At 70.7% G+C, this 19,787-nt stretch carries 18 protein-coding genes; 4 read left to right on the top strand and 14 right to left on the bottom strand.

Annotated elements, in window-relative coordinates; genetic code table 11:
- Positions 1-388 precede the first annotated feature (388 nt).
- Positions 389-1,459 (top strand): HpcH/HpaI aldolase/citrate lyase family protein, encoded by a 1,071-nt coding sequence (locus ACZ4TR_RS00785; RefSeq protein WP_465285198.1) that lies wholly within the window; start codon positions 389-391, stop codon positions 1,457-1,459.
- The gene (locus ACZ4TR_RS00790; protein ID WP_465285199.1) at positions 1,456-2,304 is read left to right on the top strand and encodes an HpcH/HpaI aldolase/citrate lyase family protein; all 849 of its coding nucleotides are present in this window, start codon (positions 1,456-1,458) and stop codon (positions 2,302-2,304) included. Before ACZ4TR_RS00785 ends, ACZ4TR_RS00790 begins: the two co-directional genes overlap by 4 nt.
- Before the next feature lie 40 nt (positions 2,305-2,344).
- Here ACZ4TR_RS00790 and ACZ4TR_RS00795 read toward each other — a convergent pair whose 3' ends face one another.
- The 10 genes from ACZ4TR_RS00795 to ACZ4TR_RS00840 form a co-directional block, all read right to left on the bottom strand.
- Positions 2,345-3,214 carry a CU044_5270 family protein gene (locus ACZ4TR_RS00795; protein ID WP_465285200.1) on the bottom strand — a complete coding sequence of 290 codons (870 nt, stop codon included), beginning with the start codon at positions 3,212-3,214 and terminating at the stop codon, positions 2,345-2,347.
- Positions 3,207-3,728: an RNA polymerase sigma factor gene (locus ACZ4TR_RS00800; protein ID WP_465285201.1), complete on the bottom strand. Its 522-nt coding sequence runs from the start codon at positions 3,726-3,728 to the stop codon at positions 3,207-3,209. Before ACZ4TR_RS00800 ends, ACZ4TR_RS00795 begins: the two co-directional genes overlap by 8 nt.
- A 79-nt stretch (positions 3,729-3,807) precedes the next feature.
- On the bottom strand, positions 3,808-5,193 hold the full coding sequence (locus ACZ4TR_RS00805) for an amidase (RefSeq protein WP_465285202.1): 1,386 nt from the start codon (positions 5,191-5,193) through the stop codon (positions 3,808-3,810).
- Between the two features lie 9 nt (positions 5,194-5,202).
- Complete coding sequence (locus ACZ4TR_RS00810; RefSeq protein ID WP_465285203.1) at positions 5,203-5,958, bottom strand: SDR family NAD(P)-dependent oxidoreductase; 756 nt, start codon at positions 5,956-5,958, stop codon at positions 5,203-5,205.
- On the bottom strand, positions 5,955-7,367 hold the full coding sequence (locus ACZ4TR_RS00815; protein WP_465285204.1) for an aldehyde dehydrogenase family protein: 1,413 nt from the start codon (positions 7,365-7,367) through the stop codon (positions 5,955-5,957). Before ACZ4TR_RS00815 ends, ACZ4TR_RS00810 begins: the two co-directional genes overlap by 4 nt.
- Positions 7,360-8,130 (bottom strand): ABC transporter ATP-binding protein, encoded by a 771-nt coding sequence (locus tag ACZ4TR_RS00820; protein ID WP_465285205.1) that lies wholly within the window; start codon positions 8,128-8,130, stop codon positions 7,360-7,362. The genes ACZ4TR_RS00815 and ACZ4TR_RS00820 overlap by 8 nt, the downstream gene beginning before the upstream one ends.
- The gene (locus tag ACZ4TR_RS00825; protein ID WP_465285206.1) at positions 8,127-8,858 is read right to left on the bottom strand and encodes an ATP-binding cassette domain-containing protein; all 732 of its coding nucleotides are present in this window, start codon (positions 8,856-8,858) and stop codon (positions 8,127-8,129) included. The genes ACZ4TR_RS00820 and ACZ4TR_RS00825 overlap by 4 nt, the downstream gene beginning before the upstream one ends.
- A complete protein-coding gene (locus tag ACZ4TR_RS00830) occupies positions 8,855-9,661 on the bottom strand; it encodes an ABC transporter permease (RefSeq protein WP_364518402.1) in 807 nt (268 codons plus the stop codon). The genes ACZ4TR_RS00825 and ACZ4TR_RS00830 overlap by 4 nt, the downstream gene beginning before the upstream one ends.
- On the bottom strand, positions 9,661-10,605 hold the full coding sequence (locus ACZ4TR_RS00835) for an ABC transporter permease (protein ID WP_364518404.1): 945 nt from the start codon (positions 10,603-10,605) through the stop codon (positions 9,661-9,663). Before ACZ4TR_RS00835 ends, ACZ4TR_RS00830 begins: the two co-directional genes overlap by 1 nt.
- On the bottom strand, positions 10,602-12,092 hold the full coding sequence (locus tag ACZ4TR_RS00840; protein WP_465285207.1) for an ABC transporter substrate-binding protein: 1,491 nt from the start codon (positions 12,090-12,092) through the stop codon (positions 10,602-10,604). The genes ACZ4TR_RS00835 and ACZ4TR_RS00840 overlap by 4 nt, the downstream gene beginning before the upstream one ends.
- A 66-nt stretch (positions 12,093-12,158) precedes the next feature.
- On the opposite strand from ACZ4TR_RS00840, the gene ACZ4TR_RS00845 reads away from it, so the two are divergent.
- Together ACZ4TR_RS00845 and ACZ4TR_RS00850 are read left to right on the top strand one after the other, a co-directional pair.
- On the top strand, positions 12,159-12,905 hold the full coding sequence (locus ACZ4TR_RS00845; protein WP_465285208.1) for a FadR/GntR family transcriptional regulator: 747 nt from the start codon (positions 12,159-12,161) through the stop codon (positions 12,903-12,905).
- 10 nt (positions 12,906-12,915) lie between these two features.
- A complete protein-coding gene (locus ACZ4TR_RS00850; RefSeq protein WP_465285209.1) occupies positions 12,916-13,950 on the top strand; it encodes a patatin-like phospholipase family protein in 1,035 nt (344 codons plus the stop codon).
- On the opposite strand, the gene ACZ4TR_RS00855 is transcribed toward ACZ4TR_RS00850, so the two are convergent.
- The 4 genes from ACZ4TR_RS00855 to ACZ4TR_RS00870 all read right to left on the bottom strand — a co-directional run bounded on the left by ACZ4TR_RS00855 (position 13,947) and on the right by ACZ4TR_RS00870 (position 19,707).
- Positions 13,947-14,525: a class F sortase gene (locus ACZ4TR_RS00855; RefSeq protein ID WP_465285210.1), complete on the bottom strand. Its 579-nt coding sequence runs from the start codon at positions 14,523-14,525 to the stop codon at positions 13,947-13,949. The genes ACZ4TR_RS00850 and ACZ4TR_RS00855 overlap by 4 nt on opposite strands.
- The gene (locus ACZ4TR_RS00860) at positions 14,522-15,295 is read right to left on the bottom strand and encodes a hypothetical protein (RefSeq protein ID WP_465285211.1); all 774 of its coding nucleotides are present in this window, start codon (positions 15,293-15,295) and stop codon (positions 14,522-14,524) included. The genes ACZ4TR_RS00855 and ACZ4TR_RS00860 overlap by 4 nt, the downstream gene beginning before the upstream one ends.
- A gap of 61 nt (positions 15,296-15,356) precedes the next feature.
- Positions 15,357-16,397, bottom strand: a complete 1,041-nt coding sequence (locus ACZ4TR_RS00865) for a trans-sulfuration enzyme family protein (protein ID WP_465285212.1) — start codon at positions 16,395-16,397, stop codon at positions 15,357-15,359.
- A gap of 91 nt (positions 16,398-16,488) precedes the next feature.
- Positions 16,489-19,707 (bottom strand): penicillin acylase family protein, encoded by a 3,219-nt coding sequence (locus ACZ4TR_RS00870; RefSeq protein ID WP_465285213.1) that lies wholly within the window; start codon positions 19,705-19,707, stop codon positions 16,489-16,491.
- Positions 19,708-19,787 lie beyond the last annotated feature (80 nt).

Below are 19,787 nucleotides of genomic sequence, written 5' to 3' on the forward strand. Positions count from 1 at the left end.
GACCGGTGAAAACCGGCACTCAATCTGTCTAACAGCGCGGCGGCGCGACGTCGCCGGGTAGTGCGAGTGGCTGCGATCGGCGGCGGCCAGCGGTCGATGACCGGTCGGTAGGCGGTCATCCGACTTCGGTCGAACGGTGCGGCCAACCGAGTGATCGCGAGTTGAGTGGCACTACCGTCCGCCCACAGCCGACTACCCGCGGCAGGATCCGGCAAACCTCGCCGGCTAGCCCGTTCGGCGCAACCCGGGGAAAATCCACAGTGGACGCAGGTCGCTGAGCAGCGGTTGTCCGCCGTCACCCCCACGGCGGTGACTTACGCCGCAGCGGCCTCACGCGCCCCGGACTAAAGTTACCGATCAGTCACTTAGTCGTCGCCGTGGAGGACCGATGCGCTCCCCGAAGGACTTCTTCGCCCCGCTCGCCCTGGGCGCGCCCGCCCCCGTGCGGGAGATCCCGGTGACGCCGTCCCGGATGATCCACTTCTTCGACCCGGGCAACGAGAAGATGGCCGCGAAGGTGCCGGACATCGCGACGAAGGTCGACGTCCTGCTCGGCAACCTCGAGGACGCCGTGCGCGCCGACCGCAAGGAGGCCGCGCGCGCCGGGCTCGTCGCCATCGCCAAGGCGAACGACTTCGGGAAGACGCAGCTGTGGACGCGCGTCAACAGCCTGGATTCGCCGTGGGTGCTCGACGACCTGGTGACGCTCGTCACCGAGATCGGCGACAAGCTCGACGTGATCATGGTGCCGAAGGTCGAGGGCGCGCAGGACATCCACTACGTCGACCGCCTGCTCGCCCAGCTCGAAGCGCGCGCCGGGCTCACGAAGCCGTTGCTCGTGCACGCGATCCTCGAGACGGCCAGCGGGGTGGCCAATGTGGAGGAGATCGCCGGCGCGAGCCCGCGCATGCAGGGCATCTCCCTCGGCCCGGCCGACCTGGCCGCGAGCCGCCGGATGAAGACGACCCGCGTCGGCGGCGGGCACCCCGGCTACCTGGTGCGCACCGACCCCACCGGCGACGACCTGAACGAAGGCCGGACGACCTACCAGCAGGACCTCTGGCACTACACGGTCGCGCGGATGGTGGACGCGTGCGCGATGCACGGGATCCTGCCGTACTACGGGCCGTTCGGGGACATCCGCGACGTCGTCGCGTGCGAGGACCAGTTCCGGAACGCGTTCCTGCTCGGCTGCGTCGGCGCGTGGAGCCTGCACCCGGTGCAGATCGACATCGCGAAGAAGGTGTTCTCGCCGTCGCCGTCCGATGTGGCCTGGGCGCGTCGCGTGATCGCCGAAATGGGTGACGGCACGGGCGCGGTGATGATCGACGGGAAGATGCAGGACGACGCGTCGGTGAAGCAGTGCCGCGTGGTCGCCGAACTGGCCGACGCCCTCGCGGCGGACGACCCCGAGCTCGCGGCCGCCTACGACAACGCCACCAAGGAGGCCCTCGGATGACCGAGCTGAAGCCGAGACGTTCCGTTCTCTACATGCCCGGCGCGAACGAGCGTGCGCTGGAGAAGGCCAAGACCATCCCGGCGGACGCGCTGATCCTCGACCTCGAGGACGCCGTCGCGCCGGACGCGAAAGAAGCCGCGCGCGAACGCGTGTGCGCCGCCGTCGGTTCGTACGGGACGCGCGAGGTGACGATCCGCGTCAACGGCCTCGACACCGAGTGGCACGACGCCGACCTGCGCGCGGCCGCGTCGGCCGGGCCCGCCGCGGTGGTCGTGCCGAAGGTGAACTCGGCGGCCGAGGTGCACAACATCGAGCGTGCGCTGGAGCTCGGCGGCGCGCCGGAGCACACGAAGATCTGGGCGATGGTCGAGACGCCGGTCGCGATGCTGCACGCGGAGGAGATCGCGGCGGCGTCCGAACGGCTGACCGTGCTGGTGATGGGCACCAACGACCTGGCCAAGGAGCTGCACGCGGAGTTCGTCCCGGGCCGCGGCCCGCTGCTCGGCGGCCTGTCGCTGTGCCTGCTGGCCGCGCGGGCGACCGGCAAGGTGATCCTCGACGGCGTCTACAACGACGTGAAGGACCTCGAAGGGTTCGAAGCCGAGTGTGAGCAGGGCCGGCAGTACGGCTTCGACGGGAAGACGCTGATCCACCCGGCGCAGGTGGAGCCGTGCAACCGGATCTTCGCGCCGTCCGAAAAGGAGATCGACCGGTCGCGGCGGATCATCGAGGCTTTCGAGAAGGCGGGCAGCGGCGTGGTCACCGTGGACGGCCGGATGATCGAAAACCTGCACGTCGACAACGCGCGGCGGGTGCTGGCGCTGGCCGAAGCCGTCAAGAGCTGACGGCCGGTGGCCGGGCGGGTCGCCCGGCCACCGGTGCGGTTCACTTCGGCAGCGAGTCCGTCCATTCGGCACTGACCTCGGCGCCCTGCGGACCGGAGGCCCCGTAGATGCCGCCGTCCGCCGTTACGAACATCGACGTGTGGTTGATGCGTGCGGTCGCGGGGTCGACGACCAGGCGGTAGTCCCCGGGCAGCAGGAAACCACGGCCGCCCGGGACCGGGCCGAGGTCGCGGACGCCGGGGTACGCCGCGATCGCGCGGAAGGCCGCTGCTCGCACGGCCGGCGGCGCCGGCAGCGCCGACACCAGGGACACCATCGACAGCAGCAGCTCCCGCTCCCGGTCCGCCGCGGTGAACGGGCCCGCGCTCGTCCGGGCACCGCTGTGCGCGATCGCGTCGGCGAGCCAGTCCTGTAGCGCCGCCGGGTCGGTGGGCAGGGTCCGCAGCTGCTCGAAGGTCACGTTGGTGGCGGCCAGCTGCAGCCGGGACAGCCCCAGCGGCATGACCCGGCCGCCGGACTTCTCGCCGCGGAACCACATGCGGCCGTCGGCGCTGAACCAGTTCTCGTAAACCAGGTTGTCCGACGCGGTTTTGACGTGCCAGTACTTGCCGGTGCCCGCCGGGGCGTGTTCGGCCACCGTGGCCGCCGCCAGCAGAACCTGGGTGCCGGTCACGACCGGGGCCACCGCCTGCGGCCGCGGCCCGTGAGCCGGGGTGCCGGGCAGGGTCGCGACCATGACGGCCGCCGCGGCCGCGGCGGCCACCAGACCCGCGCCGAGCGCAAACGGGCGCACCCGCCGTCGTGGCGCGGCGAGCATCCGGTTCTGGAGCCGGTGGCGGCTCCGGTCGACGACATCCTGAGCGGGCTCGCCGGGGATCAGCGCCGCGCGCAGCGTCTCGAGGTCATTCATCGCGGGCCTCCTGGGCCAGAACGGGGGTGAGCTTCTTGCGGGCGCGGTTCAGCCGGGAGCCGACCGTGCCCGGGGAGATGCCGAGTGCTTCGGCGACTTCCGCGTAGCCGAGTTCGCCGAGGGCGACGAGCAGCAGGACGTCCCGCTCGCCCGCGGACAGCTGGGCCAGCGCCTGGCCCAGCTGCCCGGCCGCGATGGCCGACAGGACGCGGTTTTCGTGGCCTTCGGCGGGCCGGGGCGCCTCGAGCCGCGAGAGTGCGCGGTAGTGCCTGGCTTCCTTGCGGCGGTGCCTCGACACGAGGTTCGTCGCGATGCCGAACAACCAGGCACGTGGGTCGCCGCGGGTGGCGTCGAACGTCTTCCGGCGGTCGAAGGCGACCAGGAACGTCTCCGCCGCGACGTCCTCCGCCGCCTGGGCGCCGAGGCGGCCGGCGACGTAGCGATAGACGGCCGTGAAGTGGCGGTCGTGCACCTCGGTGAACGACTCCGCGCCGAGCACCGGGGCCGCCGTCATGGGGCTGCCTCTGTCATGGAGATCCTTCCCGTCGGCGACAGCTTCACCACCACTTCGCCGCGGGCCCGGATCTTCTTCCCTATCCGATCGGCCAGGGACGCTGCGGCCCGCGGAGGCCTTCGTACGCCGCGGCGGCGCGCAGGACGCCGACGTCGTCGAAGCGGCGGCCGCTGATCTGGAGGCCGATCGGGCGGCCGTCGTCGGTGTAACCGCAGTTCACGGACACCGCGGGCTGGCCGGACATGTTGTACGGCACCGTGAACGCGATGTGCTCGAACGGGCGGGCCGGGTCGTTCGTCGGGGACGCCCACTCCGCCGGCGGTGCCGCGACCGGGCACGTCGGGGACAGCACGATGTCGAACGCCGAGGTCGCGCGCAGGGCCGCCACGCTGATCACGTCGATCTGGGCGAAACCGCGGTAGACGTCCACTCCGGACACCTCGGCGCCGCCCGCGGCCCAGTCCGCGATGTACGGGAGCACCTTCGCGCGCCGCTCCGCCGGCAACCCGAGCATGTCCGACCACGCGCGCGTGCGCCAGAAGACGTCCAGGCCGCTGAGCATGGCGCGCGTGAGGAAGGGGCCGACCGGCTCGACGATCGCGCCCGCGGCTTCGAAGGCGCGGGCCGCCGCCGAGACCGCGTCGCGCGTCGCCGGGTCGACCGGGAGGCCCACGCCGGGGTCGAGGTGCAGGCCGACGCGCATGCCGGACAGGGAGCCGTCGAGCGACGACCACGACAGGTCGGCCGGCGGCAGGCTCAGGTGGTCGCGCGCGTCGGGGCCGGACAGGACGCTCATCAGCAGCGCCGTGTCGGCGACCGTGCGGGTCATCGGGCCGGCGACGCGGCCGAGGAACGGCGGGTCGACCGGCACCCGGCCGAAGCTCGGCTTCAGCCCGACCAGCCCGCACCAGCCCGCGGGCAGCCGGATCGAACCGCCGATGTCGGTGCCGACGTGCAGCGGGCCGTACCCCGCGGCGGCCGCCGCGCCCGCACCCGCGCTCGACCCACCCGGGCTCGCGGACGTCACCCACGGGTTCCGCGCCGTCTCGTGGAAGCTCGACAGCCCGGACGTCAGCATCCCGTAGTCCGGCATCGTCGTCTTGGCCAGCAGCACGCCGCCGGACTCGCGGACGCGCGCGGCCGCCGGTGCGTCCTCGGCGGCCGGGACCAGCGCGGTCGCCGCCGTCCCCAGCGGCACCGGGGTGCCGCGCGTGGCGATGTTCTCCTTGAGCGTCAGCGGGACGCCGTCGATGGGGCCCAGCGGTTCGCCGGACGCCCAGCGCGCTTCGGACGCCTTCGCGTCGTCGAGAGCCGCCGAAGGGTCGTACGCGTACAACGCGTTCAACTCGGGCTCGCGCGCCTCGATGCGTGCGAGGACGGCTTCGGTCACCTCGACCGGCGAGAGCGTCTTCGCGCGGTACCGCGCGACGAGTTCGACGGCGGTCAGGTCGGGCAGCTCGGTCATGAACGCTCCTCAGGAAGCAGGCGGTTCGAAGCGGCCGTCGACGGCGGTCCAGCCGCCGTCGACCGCGAGCACGGAGCCGGTCACGAACGACGAAGCGTCCGAAGCGAGGTACACGACGGCGCCGGCCAGCTCGTCCGGACGCGCCCATCGGCCCAACGCGCCCTTCTGCGCGTACGCGTCGTACCACTCCGGGTTCGCCTTGATCTGCGCGGTCAACGGGGTTTCGACGACGCCGGGGGCGATCGCGTTGACCCGGACCCCGGCCGGGCCGAACTCCGCGGCGGCCGTCCGGAACAGCTGGACGAGCCCGGCTTTCGTCGCCGCGTACGGGCCCTGGCCGGGCTCCACGGTCGTCCCGCGGATCGACGAGAAGCCGATGATGCTCCCCCGCCCCCGCGCGACCATGCCGGCGCTGAAGACGCGGACGACCTCGAACGACACCCCGAGGTTCAGCGCCAGGACGCGGTCGAACTCCTCCCGCGTGTAGTCCAGCAACCGTTTGCGGACGTTCGTCGCGGCGGTCAGCACGACGATGTCCTGCGGACCGAGGTCCTTCGCCGCGCGGTCGATCGCGCCGGGTTCGAGCAGGTCGACCTCGTATACCTCGCCGACGCCGGTTTCGCGGGCGGCCTCGACGTCCCGGTCCGCGCAAACCACGTCGGCGCCGTGTGCGGCCAGGGCTCGCGCGGCTTCGCGGCCGATCCCGCCCGCACCGAGCACGACGGCACGACGGCCGTCCAGGCGGAAGAGGTTCTCGTAGTTCACGGGCGCAGCACCGCCATCCTCGTCACGGTCAGCTCTTCGACGGCGAACCGCGGCCCTTCGCGGCCGATGCCGGAGTCCTTCACCCCGCCGTACGGCATGGTGTCGGAGCGGAAGCCGGGCACCTCGTTGACGACGACGCCGCCGACCTCCAGCTCGTCGAGCGCGCGGAACGCCGTGTTCAGGGACTTGCTGTAGACGCTGGCGTGCAGGCCGTAGCGGGAGGCGTTCACCGCGGCGAAGGCTTCGTCCACATCGGACACCGTGCGCAGGCAGACGACCGGGCCGAAGATCTCCTCGTCCCAGGCCTCGACGCCGTCCGGGACGTCGAGCAAGACGGTCGGCCGCAGGACTGTGCCGTCGACACCACCGCCGACCTGGCGGGCGCCGGACTTCTCGATCCACGCGGCGACGCGGTCGGTGGAAGCAGGGTCGATCAGCGCCGACACCCGCGTCTTCTCATCTCGCGGGTCACCGGTGACAACCTCGTCGAGGCGGGCCAGCACGCGTTGGGTGAACTCTTCGGCGACCGACGAGACGACCAGCACGCGCTGGACCGAGATGCACGCCTGGCCGGAGGCGTAGAACCCGCCGCGCAGTACGGCGTCCGCGGCCGCGTCGAGGTCGGCGTCCTCGGCAACGACCAAGGCGGCGTTCGAGCCCAGCTCCAGCAACGTCTTCGTGGGAGCCGCGTCGCGAGCGATGCGATGGCCGACCGCGGCCGAGCCGGTGAACGAGACCGCGCCGATCCGGCGGTCGGTCGTCAGCGCGGCACCTACCGAGGCATCCCCGGTGACCAGCTGAACCATCGCCGGGACAGGTGCCAACGTACGCACGAGGTGAACCAGCCACAGCGTCGCCAGCGGAGTCTGCGGCGCGGGCTTCACGATCACCGGGCAGCCCGCGGCGATCGCCGGCGCGATCTTGTGCGACGCCAGCAGCAGCGGGTAGTTGAAGCCCGCGATGCCGACGACGACGCCGATCGGCTTGCGTTTCCAGAACCCGACCAGGCCGTCGCCGGCGGGCAGGAGGTCCAGCGGCACGGTCTCGCCGTGCAGCCGGGAGACCTCTTCGGCCGCGGCTTCCCAGGTGACGATCGTGCGCGCGACCTCGACGCGGCAGTCGACCAGCGGCTTGCCGGTCTCGAGCACGAGCAGGTTCTCGAACTCCTCGCGGCGCTCGGCCAGTGCGGCGGCGACGTCGTTGAGCAGCTTGCGGCGCGTCCGCGAGGGCAGCGAAGCCACTTCGCGCGCGACGGCGACAGCCTCGTCGACAGCCCGCTTCGCCAGCTCCGGCGTCCCGATGGGCGCGGTGCCGATGACGCTCCCGTCGTAGGGGAAAACGATTTCTTGGCTGTCTACAGTGGACACCCATTCCGCGCCGACCGGCAGGCCGTCCGGGTAGTCAGGCATCGTCACCTCCGCTCAACCGGGCCAGTTCCGCACGCAGGTTCGGGGCGGCGGCCAGGAGTTCCCGGGTGTATTCGTGCTCGGGCGCGTCGTAGACCTGCGCCACGTCGCCCAGCTCGACGATCTCGCCGCGGCGCATGACCGCGACGCGGTCGCAGACGTGCCGGACGACGCCGAGGTCGTGTGACACGAAGATCAGCGTCAGCGCGAACTGCTCCACCAGCGAGCCGAGCAGGTCGAGGATCTGGCCGCGCACGGAGACGTCGAGGGCGCTGACCGGTTCGTCGGCGATCAGCACGCTCGGGTTCGGCGCGAGCGCGCGGGCGATCGAGATCCGCTGCCGCTGGCCGCCGGAGAACTGGTGCGGGTACCGCCCCGCCGCGTCCGCGGGGAGTCCGACCGCCGCGAGCAGTTCGTCGACGAGCTTCGGGTTCCGGCGCCCCAGCGGTTCGGAGATGATGTCCGCGACGCGCATGCGCGGGTCGAGGGAACCCATCGGGTCCTGGAAGACGATCTGCAGTTCGGAGCGCAGGAAGCCCAGCTTCCGCTCCGGGACGTCGTCGATGCGCCGGCCTTGGAACGAGACCGTGCCGGCGGTCGGCTTGTCGAGCGCGGCCAGCAGCCGGACCAGCGTCGACTTGCCGGAACCGGACTCGCCGACGATGCCGAACCGCTGCCCGGCTTCGACGTCGAAGCTGACGCCGCGCAGCGCGTGCACGTCTCGCCGGGCGTAGCGGCGTTCGAGGTCGCGGACTTCGATGATCATCGCCGGGCCTCCAGGTCCGAAGCGTCGAGGAGCTTGCGCGTGTACTCGTGCTTCGGCTGCGTCAGCACTTCGCGCGTCGAGCCCGCTTCGACGATCTCGCCGTCCAGCATCACGAGGACGCGCTCGCACACCGACGCCACCACCGCGAGGTCGTGCGTGATGAACAGGAGCGCACTTTCACGTGAAAGTGCGCTCCTGATGAGGGTGAGGATCTGGGCTTGGACCGTGACGTCGAGGGCCGTTGTGGGCTCGTCGCAGATCAGCAGCGACGGCTCGTTGGCCAGCGCCATCGCGAGCACCACCCGCTGGCGCTGCCCGCCGGACAGCTGGTGCGGGTAGGCACGGGCCGTGCCCGGCAGGCCGACCGCGTCGAGGAGTTCTTCCGCGGACCGGCGGCGGCCGTGGATCCGGCCCGGCTCGGTGACCTGGCGGCCGACGCGCATGGCCGGGTTCAACGCCGTCATCGGCTCCTGGAAGACCATGGCCAGCTCGTCGCCGCGCAGCCGGGACATGTCCTTTTCGGACATTCCCAGCAGCTCGCGATCGCCGAGCCGGATCGAGCCGGACGCGTGCAGCTCCTCGGGCAGCAGGCCCATGATCGACAAGGCCGTGAGCGACTTCCCGGAGCCCGACTCGCCGATCAGCCCGACGCGCTCGCCGGCGCCGATCTCGAAGGAAACATCTCTGACCAGCGAGTTCACACTGAGTCCCGAAACTGAGAGCGTCATACCTTCGCCGCCAATCGGGGGTCGAGGCGGTCGCGCAGGCCGTCGCCGAGGAGGTTGAAACCGAGCACCGCCACCGCGATCGCGATGCCCGGCACCAGCGCCAGCCGTGGCTGCACGGTCAGGAGCTCCTGGGATTCCTGCAGCATCCGGCCCCACGACGGCGTCGGCGGCCGCGTGCCGAAACCGAGGAACGACAACGCCGCTTCGGCGAGCACGGCGATCGCGAACGACACCGACGCCTGCACGATCAGCAGTCCCGAGATGTTCGGCAGCACGTGCCGCACGGCGATGGTCAGCCGCGACCGGCCGCCGGCGCGCGCGGCGAGCACGAACTCCGTGCTCATCACCTGCAGCGTCCCGGACCGGGCGATCCGCGCGAACGACGGGATCGTGGCGATGCCGATCGCGACCATCGCGGTCAGCGTGTCCGCGCCGAACACCGCGCCGAACATGATCGCCAGCAGCAGCGCGGGGAACGCGAGCACGAGGTCGTTGACGCGCATGACGAACTCGCCCAGCCACCGGGGCGACATCCCGGCGAGGATGCCCAGCGGGGTGCCGATCACCGCGGCGATGCCGACCGCGACCACGCCGACGTACAACGTGGTCCGGGCGCCGACCATGATCTGGCTGAGCAGGTCACGCCCGAACTTGTCGGTACCGAACAGGTTCGAACCGCCGAAGCCCAGGAGCCGGTGCGCGGCGTCGACCTTCACCGGGTCGAACGGCGTCCAGAAGAACGACAGCACCGCGGCCAGCACGACCAAGCCGACAAGCACGCCGCCGATCACGAGATTGCGCATCACGAACCTCGCAGTCGCGGGTCGAGCACGGTGTAGAGGACGTCGACGACGAAGTTGACCAGCAGCACCCCGACCACCAGCACGAGCACGATTCCCTGCACGGTCAGCAGATCACGGGAGGCGACGGCGTCCAGCAGCATCGAACCGAGGCCTGGCAGCACGAACACGCGCTCGACGACGACCGCGCCGATGAGCAACGTCGCCAGCTGCAGACCCAAGACCGTCACCACGGGGACCGAGGCGTTGCGCAAGCCGTGGCGCACCAGCGCCTGTCCCGGCCGCAAGCCCTTCGACCGCGCCGTGCGCAGGTAGTCCTGGCCGAGCGTGTCCAGCACCGCCGATCGCACGTACCGCGTGAGCACCGCGCCCTGCACCAAACCGAGGGACAGCGCCGGAAGGACCAGACCGCGGAAGAACTCGCCGAAATTCTGGTTCGGCGGCGTCCACCCGCCCGACGGCAGCCAGCGCAGCTGCACCGCGAAGATCTGCACCAGGATGATCCCGGCCAGGAACGCGGGAATCGCGACACCGATCTGCGACAGCCCCGAAACGCTCGCACCGGACGCCTTTCGGTGCTTCACCGCGGCGAACGTGCCCGCGGGGATCGCGATCACCAGCGCCACCAGCATCCCCGCGCCGACCAGCCACAGCGTGACGCCGAGGCGGTCGAGCAGCTGCGGGCCGATGGTGTCGCGCGTGACGTACGAGCGGCCGAAGTCGCCGTGCAGCACCCCGCCGATCCAGTCGAAGTATTGGGTGACGAGCGGGCGGTCGATACCGAACTCCGCGCGCGTCTTGGCCAGCAGCTCCGGCGTCGCGTTGACGCCGAGCGCGACCTGCGCCGGATCGCCCGGCAGCACCGCCATGAACAGGAACACCACGATCGACGCGACCAGCACGCTGACCACGAAGATCGCCACCCGGCGCAGCACCTTGGCCGTCATCGCGGTGCCAATCCGGTGAGGTCGAACGACTCGCTGACCTGGTTTTGGACGAATCCGCCGACCTTCGCCTTCGCGACGATGACGTTCGGGAACAGGAACAGCCAGTCCGCGGCGGCGTCGGTGTTCAGCTGCCGAGCCACCTGCTTCATGTCCGCGACTTGCTGCTCCGGCGTCCCGCTGTCGGCTTCGGCCAGCAATTGCTGGACGCGCTTGCTGTCGTACCCCCAGTAGTACTTCGGCTTCCCGAACGTGGTGATGTCCCGGGCCTCGACGTGCTGGATGATCGACAGGTCGTAGTCGTGGTCGGTGAACACCTGCTTCAGCCAGACCGCGGGGAAGTCGAGGGGCTCGATCGTCGTCCGCACGCCGACGTCGGCGAGCTGCGACTGCACGACCTGCGCGGCCGACACCGCGTACGGCAGGTTCGGGATCCGCAGCCGCAGGTTCAGGTTCGTCGCCCCCGCCTCGGTCAGCAGCGCCTTCGCCTTCGCCGGCTCGAACGGATAGACGTTGGACAGGTCCTCGTACCAGGGATCGGTCGGCGGGACCATGCTGCCGATCAGCGTTCCGCGGCCCGCCCACGCCGTGTCCAGCAACGCCTTCCGGTCGATCGCGTAGGTCAGCGCCTGGCGCACGCGAACGTCGTTCAGCGGCGCCCGCGCGTTGTTCATCGCCAGCGTGACCTCGCTGTTCGACGTGCCCTGGACGACCTGGAACCGGTCGTCCGCCTGGAACTGCGGGATCGAGTCCGGCGCGGTGATCGCGGAAATGACGTCGATGCCGTTGCTGTAGAGCGCGTTGTTCAGCGCGGTCGGGTCCTTGATGTACTTGAGGACCACCGTGGTGTAGGCCGGTTTCCGGCCCCAGTACCCGGGGTTCGCCTTCAGCACCACGGAGTCGCCGCGCTTGCGGGCAGCCACGGCGTACGGCCCGGTGCCGACCGGCTTGGTCGCCAGGTCCGCGACCCCGGTCGGGCTGAACATCGCGCCGAGCCGGCTGGTGAGGCTGAACAGCCAGCCGTTGGACGGTTTCGACAGCACGACCCGCGCGTGGTCCGGCGCGACGACGTCGACGTGGTCGACGACGTCCATCGTGGACTTGATCGAGATCGTCCAGTCGGTCTTCACGCGCAGCAGCGAGAACTTGACGTCCTCGGCGGTGAAGGGCGCGCCGTTGCTGAACTTGACGCCCGGTCGCAGCTGGAAGTCGTACGTCTTGCGGTCCGGGCTGATCGTCCAGGACTTCGCGAGCAGCGGCACGACGCGACCCTGCGAGTCGAGCTTCACCAGGCCTTCGTAGACGTTGTAGAGCAACGCCTGCGGGATCGCGGCACCGTCGGTCTTGGTGAAGTCGAAGTTCGCCGGCTCCGCCGTGAAGCCGACGGAAAGCGTGTCCGGACCAGCGGAAACGCTGGCCGACGAGCCGGCCGAGCAGCCGGACACCACGAGCAGCAGCGCCACTGCCAGCACGGGAATCCGGGCTTTCATCTCGCCTCCAGGTCGGTACACTGGTCTGACCAGTAGCCTGCACGCGACGGACGTCGAGGTCAAGGGATGCGGTTCGAACCGGTGGCTCCGGTCCGCGCGTACGAGCGGGTCGTCGAGCAGATCGAGCAGGCCGTGGTCAGCGGCGCGCTCAAGCCGGGCGAACGCCTGCCGAGCGAACGCGAGCTGATGATCCAGTTCGGCGTCGGCCGCTCGACGGTCCGGGAAGCCCTGCGCGTGCTGCAGGCCGCGGAAATGATCCGCTCGCGCCCCGGCGACCCGCGCGGGCCCGAGGTGCTGGCCGCGTCCCCCGCCGCGTTGCACCGCTCGATGCACCGGCTCGCGCGCGCCGACCACGTCGGGCTCGCGGAGCTGTTGCAGTTCCGGATGATCCTCGACGGCTCGGCCCACCTGCTCGCCGCCGAGCTCCGCACCGACGACGACCTGACCGGCCTCGACACGGCGCTGGAAGCGATGCGCGAAGGCGTCTCGCACGGCTATGCGGAGTTCAGCCGCGCCGACGTCGCCTTCCACGAGGTGATCGCGCGCATCTCGCGCAATCCCCTGCTGGTGGTCAGCGAAGAAGTCGTGCGCGGGGTCGTGCTGGAGCTGATCGAGGACAAGCTCGAACACGCCAGCAACCGCACGTCGCTGATGCGCGCGTGGCTCTCCCACCACGCCGAGGTGCTCGACGCGATCCGCTCGGCCGACGGCGCCGGCGCGGCCCACCTGGCCAAGCAGGCGTTGTACGACAACTACGCCGAATACGTGCCCGCCGGGCAACGGCCGCTCCTCACACCGTTGCTGCGGTCCTAGACTGCGCGGGATGGACACGGCGAAACGGGACGGCGTCGGGCTCGCGCTGTCCGGCGGCGGCTACCGCGCAATGCTCTTCCACGCCGGCGCGCTCTGGCGGCTCAACGAACTCGGCTGGCTGCCGAAGCTGACCACCGTCTCGAGCGTCTCCGGCGGATCGATCGCCGCCGGCGTCCTGGCGCACGCGTGGCACAAGCTGTGGTTCGGCGAAGACGGCGTCGCGGAGAACTTCGGCAAGGAAGTCGTGCAGCCGCTGCGGAAACTGGCCCGCACCCACCTCGACGTCCCGGTGACGCTGAAGGCCATGGTGATGCCGTGGCGCAGTGCCGGCGAGGAGCTGGCCCGCCGCTACGCGAAGCACCTCTTCGGCGACTGCCGCCTCGCGGACCTCGACCCGGCCGGGCCGAACTTCGTGTTCACCGCGACCAGCCTGCAGGACGGCTCGCTGTGGTGGTTCTTCCGGCAGCCCGGCCCGCACGGGCAGGTGCCGCTGGCGACCGCGGTGGCCGCGTCGTCGGCCTTCCCGCCGCTGCTTTCGCCGGTCGTGATCCCGGATCCGCACCAGCCGGACCGCAAGATCGTGCTCAGCGACGCGGGCGTGTACGACAACCTCGGCCTCGACCCGATCGAGAACCAGCGCGCGACCGTCCTGGTCAGCGACGCCGGCAAGAAGATGAAGCACGAGGAACGGCCGAAGCACAACTGGCCGATGCAGCTGTTCCGCGTGCTGACCGTGATGGACAACCAGGTCCGCGAACTGCGCACCGGCTCGCTGCTGAAGTCCTACCAGGACAAGCGGTTCGCCGGCACATACTGGGCGACCTACAGCGACATCACGCACTTCGAGCTGCCGGACGCGCTGCCGGCGCCGGTCGAGCGGACCCGCGAGCTGGCCGTGACGAAGACGCGGCTGACCAGGATGTCCGAGCAGGTGCAGGACCGGCTGATCAACTGGGGTTACGCGGTCTGCGACGCCGGGATGCGGCGCTGGGTCTGTCCCGAATCGACGGTCAAGCCGGCTTTTCCGTACCCGGGCGGTTGCTAGGCCGCGAGGTTCGCGTAGACGACGATGTTGTCCTTGTAACTGTGCTCGGCGTGGTCGAACACGCCACCGCAGGTGATCAGGCGCAGCTCGGGCTTGTCGCTGTTGCCGTACACGGCGTCCTTCGGGAACGTGTCCTTCGGGACCTGCGTGACGCGGTCGACGACGAACTTCAGCTTCCGGCCGTCGCTGCGGTCGACGTCGACCTCGTCACCGGGTGCGAGGTCCTTGAGCTTGTAGAAGACGCCGGGCTTCTTGTCGCCGTCGACGTGCCCGAGCACGATCGCCGGACCGACGTCGCCGGGAACCGGCGAGAGCTTGTACCAGGCCGCCTGCATCGGTGTGTGCACCGAGGGAACGGAGATCGAGCCGTCGGTCTTGACCGCCACGGCGAGGAGACTGGACTCCGCGCCGATCTTGGGAATCTTGACGGTGGTCGGCCGAAGTCCCTTGAACGGCGCGGTCACCGGCACCGAGGCCGGAACCGGTGCCGGTGCCGCCTTGGGTGCTTCCGGGGTGCTGCAGGCGGCCAGCGTCAGGACGAGCGCGAGGGCCGCGCCCACCCGGCGGAGCGTCACCTGGCCGTGCCGCCGAAGCCGGTTTCGACCCCGCCCTTGGGCGCGACCTTGACCTGGGCCTTCGGAGCGGCGTTGCCGGCAGCGGTGGTGGTCGTGGCGGTGGTCGTGGCGGTCGAGGTCGCCGTGGTCACCGGCGCGGTGCTCGACGGGACCGTGCTGCTGCTGGTCGGCGTGCTGCTGGTGCTGGTCGGCGGCACCTCCGGCTGCTGGAACTCGACGGTGCCGTTGCCCTCGACACCGTCGGCGCCCGCGCAGGTCCAGCTGAACTTGCCGGTGGTGGTGCTGGCGGGCAGGTTGTCCACCCGGACCGTGTAGTTCCAGGTCCGGCCGTCGGACTCGTCCTGGTCCGGGCCACCGGTGACGCTCAGGTACTGGGTGGCGAGGTTGCCGGGCGCACCCGCCGCGCAGTTGATGACCAGGACACCTTCGCCGCCGAGGCCGACGAAGCCGGCGCCGGTGTTGTCCTGGAAGTCGTCCTTCGGCGGTTCGCTCGATGCGGAAGTCGAGGTCGAGGTCTCCGGCTTGGTGCCGGTCGTGGCCGGCGCCGAAGTGGTCCCCGTGGTCGTGACCGGCGTGGACGGTGCCGTGGTGGTTTCCGAAGTGGACGGAGCCGTGGTGGTGGTCGTCGTCTCGGAAGTGGACGTGGACGTGGTCGTTTCCGTGGGTGAGGTGCTGGTCTCGTCGTCCGCCAGCGCGACCGGCGCGGCGGCGAAGGTGGCCAGCGCAGCCGCCGAAACGACCCCCGCGACCCGGTTCAGCGTTCTACCCACGATGACTCCCAACAGCGGTTGACCTGCGATGCCGCGACTATCGACGATTTGTCGACCGGCGTTACTCCGCTAACGCGCTGTTCAGGTCTCGCCACAGGTCGTCAGGGTCCTCCAGGCCGACGCTGAACCGGATCAGCCCCGCCGGCACGCGTTCCTCGCCCGGGAGCCACGCCCGCCGTTCGACCAGGCTTTCCACGCCGCCGAGGCTCGTCGCCGGGACGATCAGCCGGACCGACTCGCAGAACCGGTCGGCCGCCTCCGCGTCGGCCAGCTCGAAGGACACCATCATCCCGAAACCCGGGTAGCGCACCCGCCGCACCGCGGGGTGCTCGCCGAGGCGCGACGCGAGCAGCGCGGCGGTGCGGGACTGCTCGGCCAGCCGGACCGGCATGGTCCGCAGGCCCCGCAGCGCGAGCCAGGCTTCGAGCGCGCCCGGCGTCGAGCCGACGCGGGTCCGCGCGCCCTGCAGCTCGGCGGCGACGGCCGGATCCTTGGCGACGGTGATGCCCAGCAGCAGGTCGCTGTGCCCGCCGATCAGCTTGGTCCCGCTGTGCACGACGACGTCGGCACCCAGCTCCAGGGGCCGCTGCTGCAACGGCGTCGCGAAGGTGTTGTCGACGACGACCCGGCCGCGCGCGGCGGCGGCGATCGTCTCGATGTCCATGACGTCGAGGGTCGGGTTGGTCGGCGACTCGAGCCAGACCAGGTCGGACGTCGCGGCTTCGGCGACCCAAGCCGCGGTGTCGGTCGGCTCGAGCTCGGTGACGGCGAGCTTGCCGAGCTTCTGCGCGTGGGCGAGCACCCCGCGCGTCACGGCGTAGCTGAACGTCGGCACGACGACCCGCGACCCGACCGGCAGCAGGTCCAGCACCGCGGACAGCGTCGCGACGCCGGACGCGAACGCCGTCGCGTGGCCGCCTTCCAGCGCACCGACGGCTTCTTCCAGCGCGTGCCAGGTCGGCGTCCCGTCGCCGCGCGCGTACACGAAGTCACCACCGGCCCGGTAGGTGCTGGTGGCGACGAGCGGGGTGTTCAGCGGTTCGCCGGGGCCGTGCGGCCGGCCGGCGGCGATGGCCTTGGTGCGGGGCGTCCAGTCGTCCATGCGAACACGGTAACCGCAGGTCATGCGCCGGTCACTGTGACGAAGACGGCCGGCTCGCCCCCGCGTCCAGAGGCGAGCCGGCCTGGCTCCTTCAGTGCGCGTACACCTCGAACTCGTACAGCGAGTACCCGTACTTCGTGGCGCGCTGGACGCCCTGCAGCTTCACGAACCGGGCCTGCGCCGGCGCGAAGGACACGTTGTCCTGTCCGCCGTTGCCGTCCGTGACGACCGCCGCGTCCGTCCAGTTCACCGCATCCGGCGAGGTCTGGATCTTGTAGCTCTTGCCGTACGCGGATTCCCAGCTCAACGCCACCCGCGAGACCTGCTGCACCGAACCGAGATCGACGGTGATCGCCTGGTCGTCGCTCCAGTCGCTGGCCCAGCGGGTCGAGGTGTTGCCGTCGATCGCGTTCGACGCCGGGGAGTTGTAGAAGCCGGACTCGGCGCTCGTGGCACTGACCGTCTTCCCCGGCGCGAGGTTCGCGACGTTGTCCCCGCGGTGGGCCGCGTACTCGACGACCTGCTGGAACGTCGGGCGGTTCTGCCAGCTGATCTTGTCCTGCGTGATGCCGCCGAGCGGGTTGTGCACGATCGTGTCGGCGCACCACTGGTCACCGGCCGAACAGCTCGCGTCACCGGGGTAGACGGTGTTCGCGGGCTGGCCGGCGGCGGTGGTCAGCGAGTCGACGAGCGCCTGGCGGCACGTCGTGACGTTCCCGCCGCCGCAGAACGTCTGGCCGAGCGGACCGGCCACCGGCTGGCCGAGCACCTGCCGGATGTCCTTGCTGACGTAACCCCACCAGCCGAACTGGAACGACGAGCCCTTGTGCGGCTGGCCGGTGTGCTGCCCGTTGCCGTTCTGCCAGCCGGACGGGCTTTCGTTGATGCCCAGCACGCCCGTCATCGCGTTGTAGACGTCGTCGCCCATGCCCGGCTTGAACTCGGCCTGGACCAGCAGCGGCCACCAGGCGTCGAAGATGCGGATCGCGTCGGCGTCCGCGTACGCCTTGCTGCCCGGCGAAGTCTCCTTGCGCAGGTGGCCGTTCGAGAGCCACGTCTTGAGCTTCGCCTCGGCGTCCGCGGCCGCCCCGGTGGTCGGCGTCTTGTCGAGCACCTGCAGCAGCAGCGGCAGGACGCGCTCGGCCCGCAGGTCGGCGAGCGCGGCGTCCTCCATCGCCTGGGTCAGGTTGACCCGGGTGACCTTGGTACCGCTGGAAACCAGCTGCTTCACGCGCGAGTCGAGCAGGTCGACGCGGTGCACGGCCGACTTGTCCGCGCCCGCGGCCGCGTAGCCGTTGGCCTGCGCGTTGTTCCAGCTGACGTAGTAGTCCTGGTTGATCGACTGCGGGTGCTGTGACGCCGGCGTGTAGTTCGCGACGTTCCCGGCCGGGTTCCAGCCGATCCAGTCGTGGCCCTGGTCGCCCCACACCGGCATGTTCGGGTCCACATCGGACTGCCGCACGGGGTTGCTGCCCGAGTTGAAGTAGGCGATGTCCTTGGAGTCGGCGTAGAACCAGTTGAACGTGTAGTTGATGTCGGCCGCGGCCTTCTGGAAGTCGGCCGCGGACTTGACGAAGCCCGGGTCGTTCAGCTCCTGGAAGCCGATCAGCGAGTCGACCTCGTGGAAGTACGACGAGCGCAGGGCCGCGTACGCCACCGGCTTGCCGCCGACCGTCGCCCGGCTCTGCACCGGACCGTACTTCGTCCGGTAGCTGCGCAACGTGTACGAGCCCGCCGCGGTCCCGTCGGCCACGGTCGGCTTCCAGGCGTTCTTGACCTCGACGGTGTCCATCGGGATGCACTGGCCTTGCCAGGTGTAGTAGTTCGAGTCCTTCGTCGGCGCCTTGCCGCTCGGGTCGCACAGCGTCAGCGCGTAGGTGTCGATGATGTCCTGCGCCGACGTCGTCGCGCTCCACGAGTAGTCCTGGCCGCGGCCGAGGAGCGTGTACATGCTGAGGCCGGCGAAAGCCGCGCCGCGCGAGCTGATACCCGGGCCCTGCAGCTCCTGCAACAGCAGCAGCTGCGGCGCGAAGTAGCCGGTCTGCGGGCCGAACACCGCGACCGGGTGGCCGCTGGCGGTCTTCGCGCCGGAGACGAGCAGCGCGTTGGACATGCCGTGCTTCTCGCTCAGCATGTTCCCCGGCAGCACGCCGTTGTCGAACATCCCGCGGGCGGGTTCCTGGTCGGCGGGCGCGGGAACGTCCACAGTGGACGGCGTCGCGGTCGCGGCCGAGCCGGTCTTGTCGAACACCAGCTGCTGCCCGGTCACCGAGCCCTTGTCCGGCAGGGCCCGCCCGGCCGCGTTGGCCGGCGTCTTGCCGTACGGGAAGGTCTGGCCGTCGTGCAGCGTCTTGACGGCTTCGGGGTCGTCCTCCGCGCGCAGGCTCTGCCACACCTTCTCGCCCTGCACGACGCCGTACTTCTCCTGCATCGCGAGCTTCGCGATGGCGTTCTGCACCTCACCGCCGCCGCCCGCGCCGAACTCGGCGCCGACCAGCGAGGCCAGCGCGACGAGGTCGGTCAGCTTGAACGGGTCGATCGTCCCGGCGTTGGTGATCGCGTCGACGTGCCCGGTCAGCACGTACTCGCCCGGGAAGTACCGGCCACTGTGGGAGTCGTTGATGTACTTGTTGATTCCGTCGACGTAGGCCTGCGCGTCGGCGAGGCCCTGCGCGCCCCGCGGGCCGTTGGCCGCGACGCGGTCGATCTGCTGCTGCAGCTCGGCCTCGGTGTACGGCGCGTTCGCGAAGAACTGCTGCTCGAGCTCGCGGTTCGCCTCGGCGCCGCCGGCGAACGGCGTCACCTGGCCGCGGGCGGCGTGGCGCAGCACGTCCATCAGCCACAGCCGGTCCTGCGCGGCGGCGTACCCGGCGCCGAACTCGGTGCCGGCGCGGGTGGTCCCGGTGATGTGCGGGACGCCGAGTGCCTTGTCCCGCACGATCGTGACGTCCGACCGCGGCTTCGTCGTGCTCGCGACCTGGTCGGCCGCGACGCCGAACGAAGCGTCGTTGAAGTACTGGCTGATCGTGCTGGTGGTCAGCGACTTGTAGCCGCCCGCCAGGGACGCGTACTTGCCGATCTGGTCGGCCGCGTGGTCGGGCCGGGTGCCGAGCACCTTGTGCGCCAGGATTTCGGCGAGGGTGGCGCTGCCCTGTTCGCCGGGCGGCAGGATGTCGCTGCACTGCCCGCCGCAGTAGTCGTCGGGCGACACGGCCGCCTGCGCGGTCGGAGCGGTGACGGCGACCTGGGCGAGACCGGCCACGAGGGCCCCCAGTGCCGTCAGGGTCAGGGCGCGGATGCCACGTCGCATGCCGGGCTCCCCTCAGTCAGAAGAGTGACGAAGCGCACGCTACCGAGCAGTAGCCGAAGTGTGAAGACTTTTCGCGTTTT

The sequence above is a fragment of the Amycolatopsis sp. NPDC028719 genome (assembly GCF_055565395.1).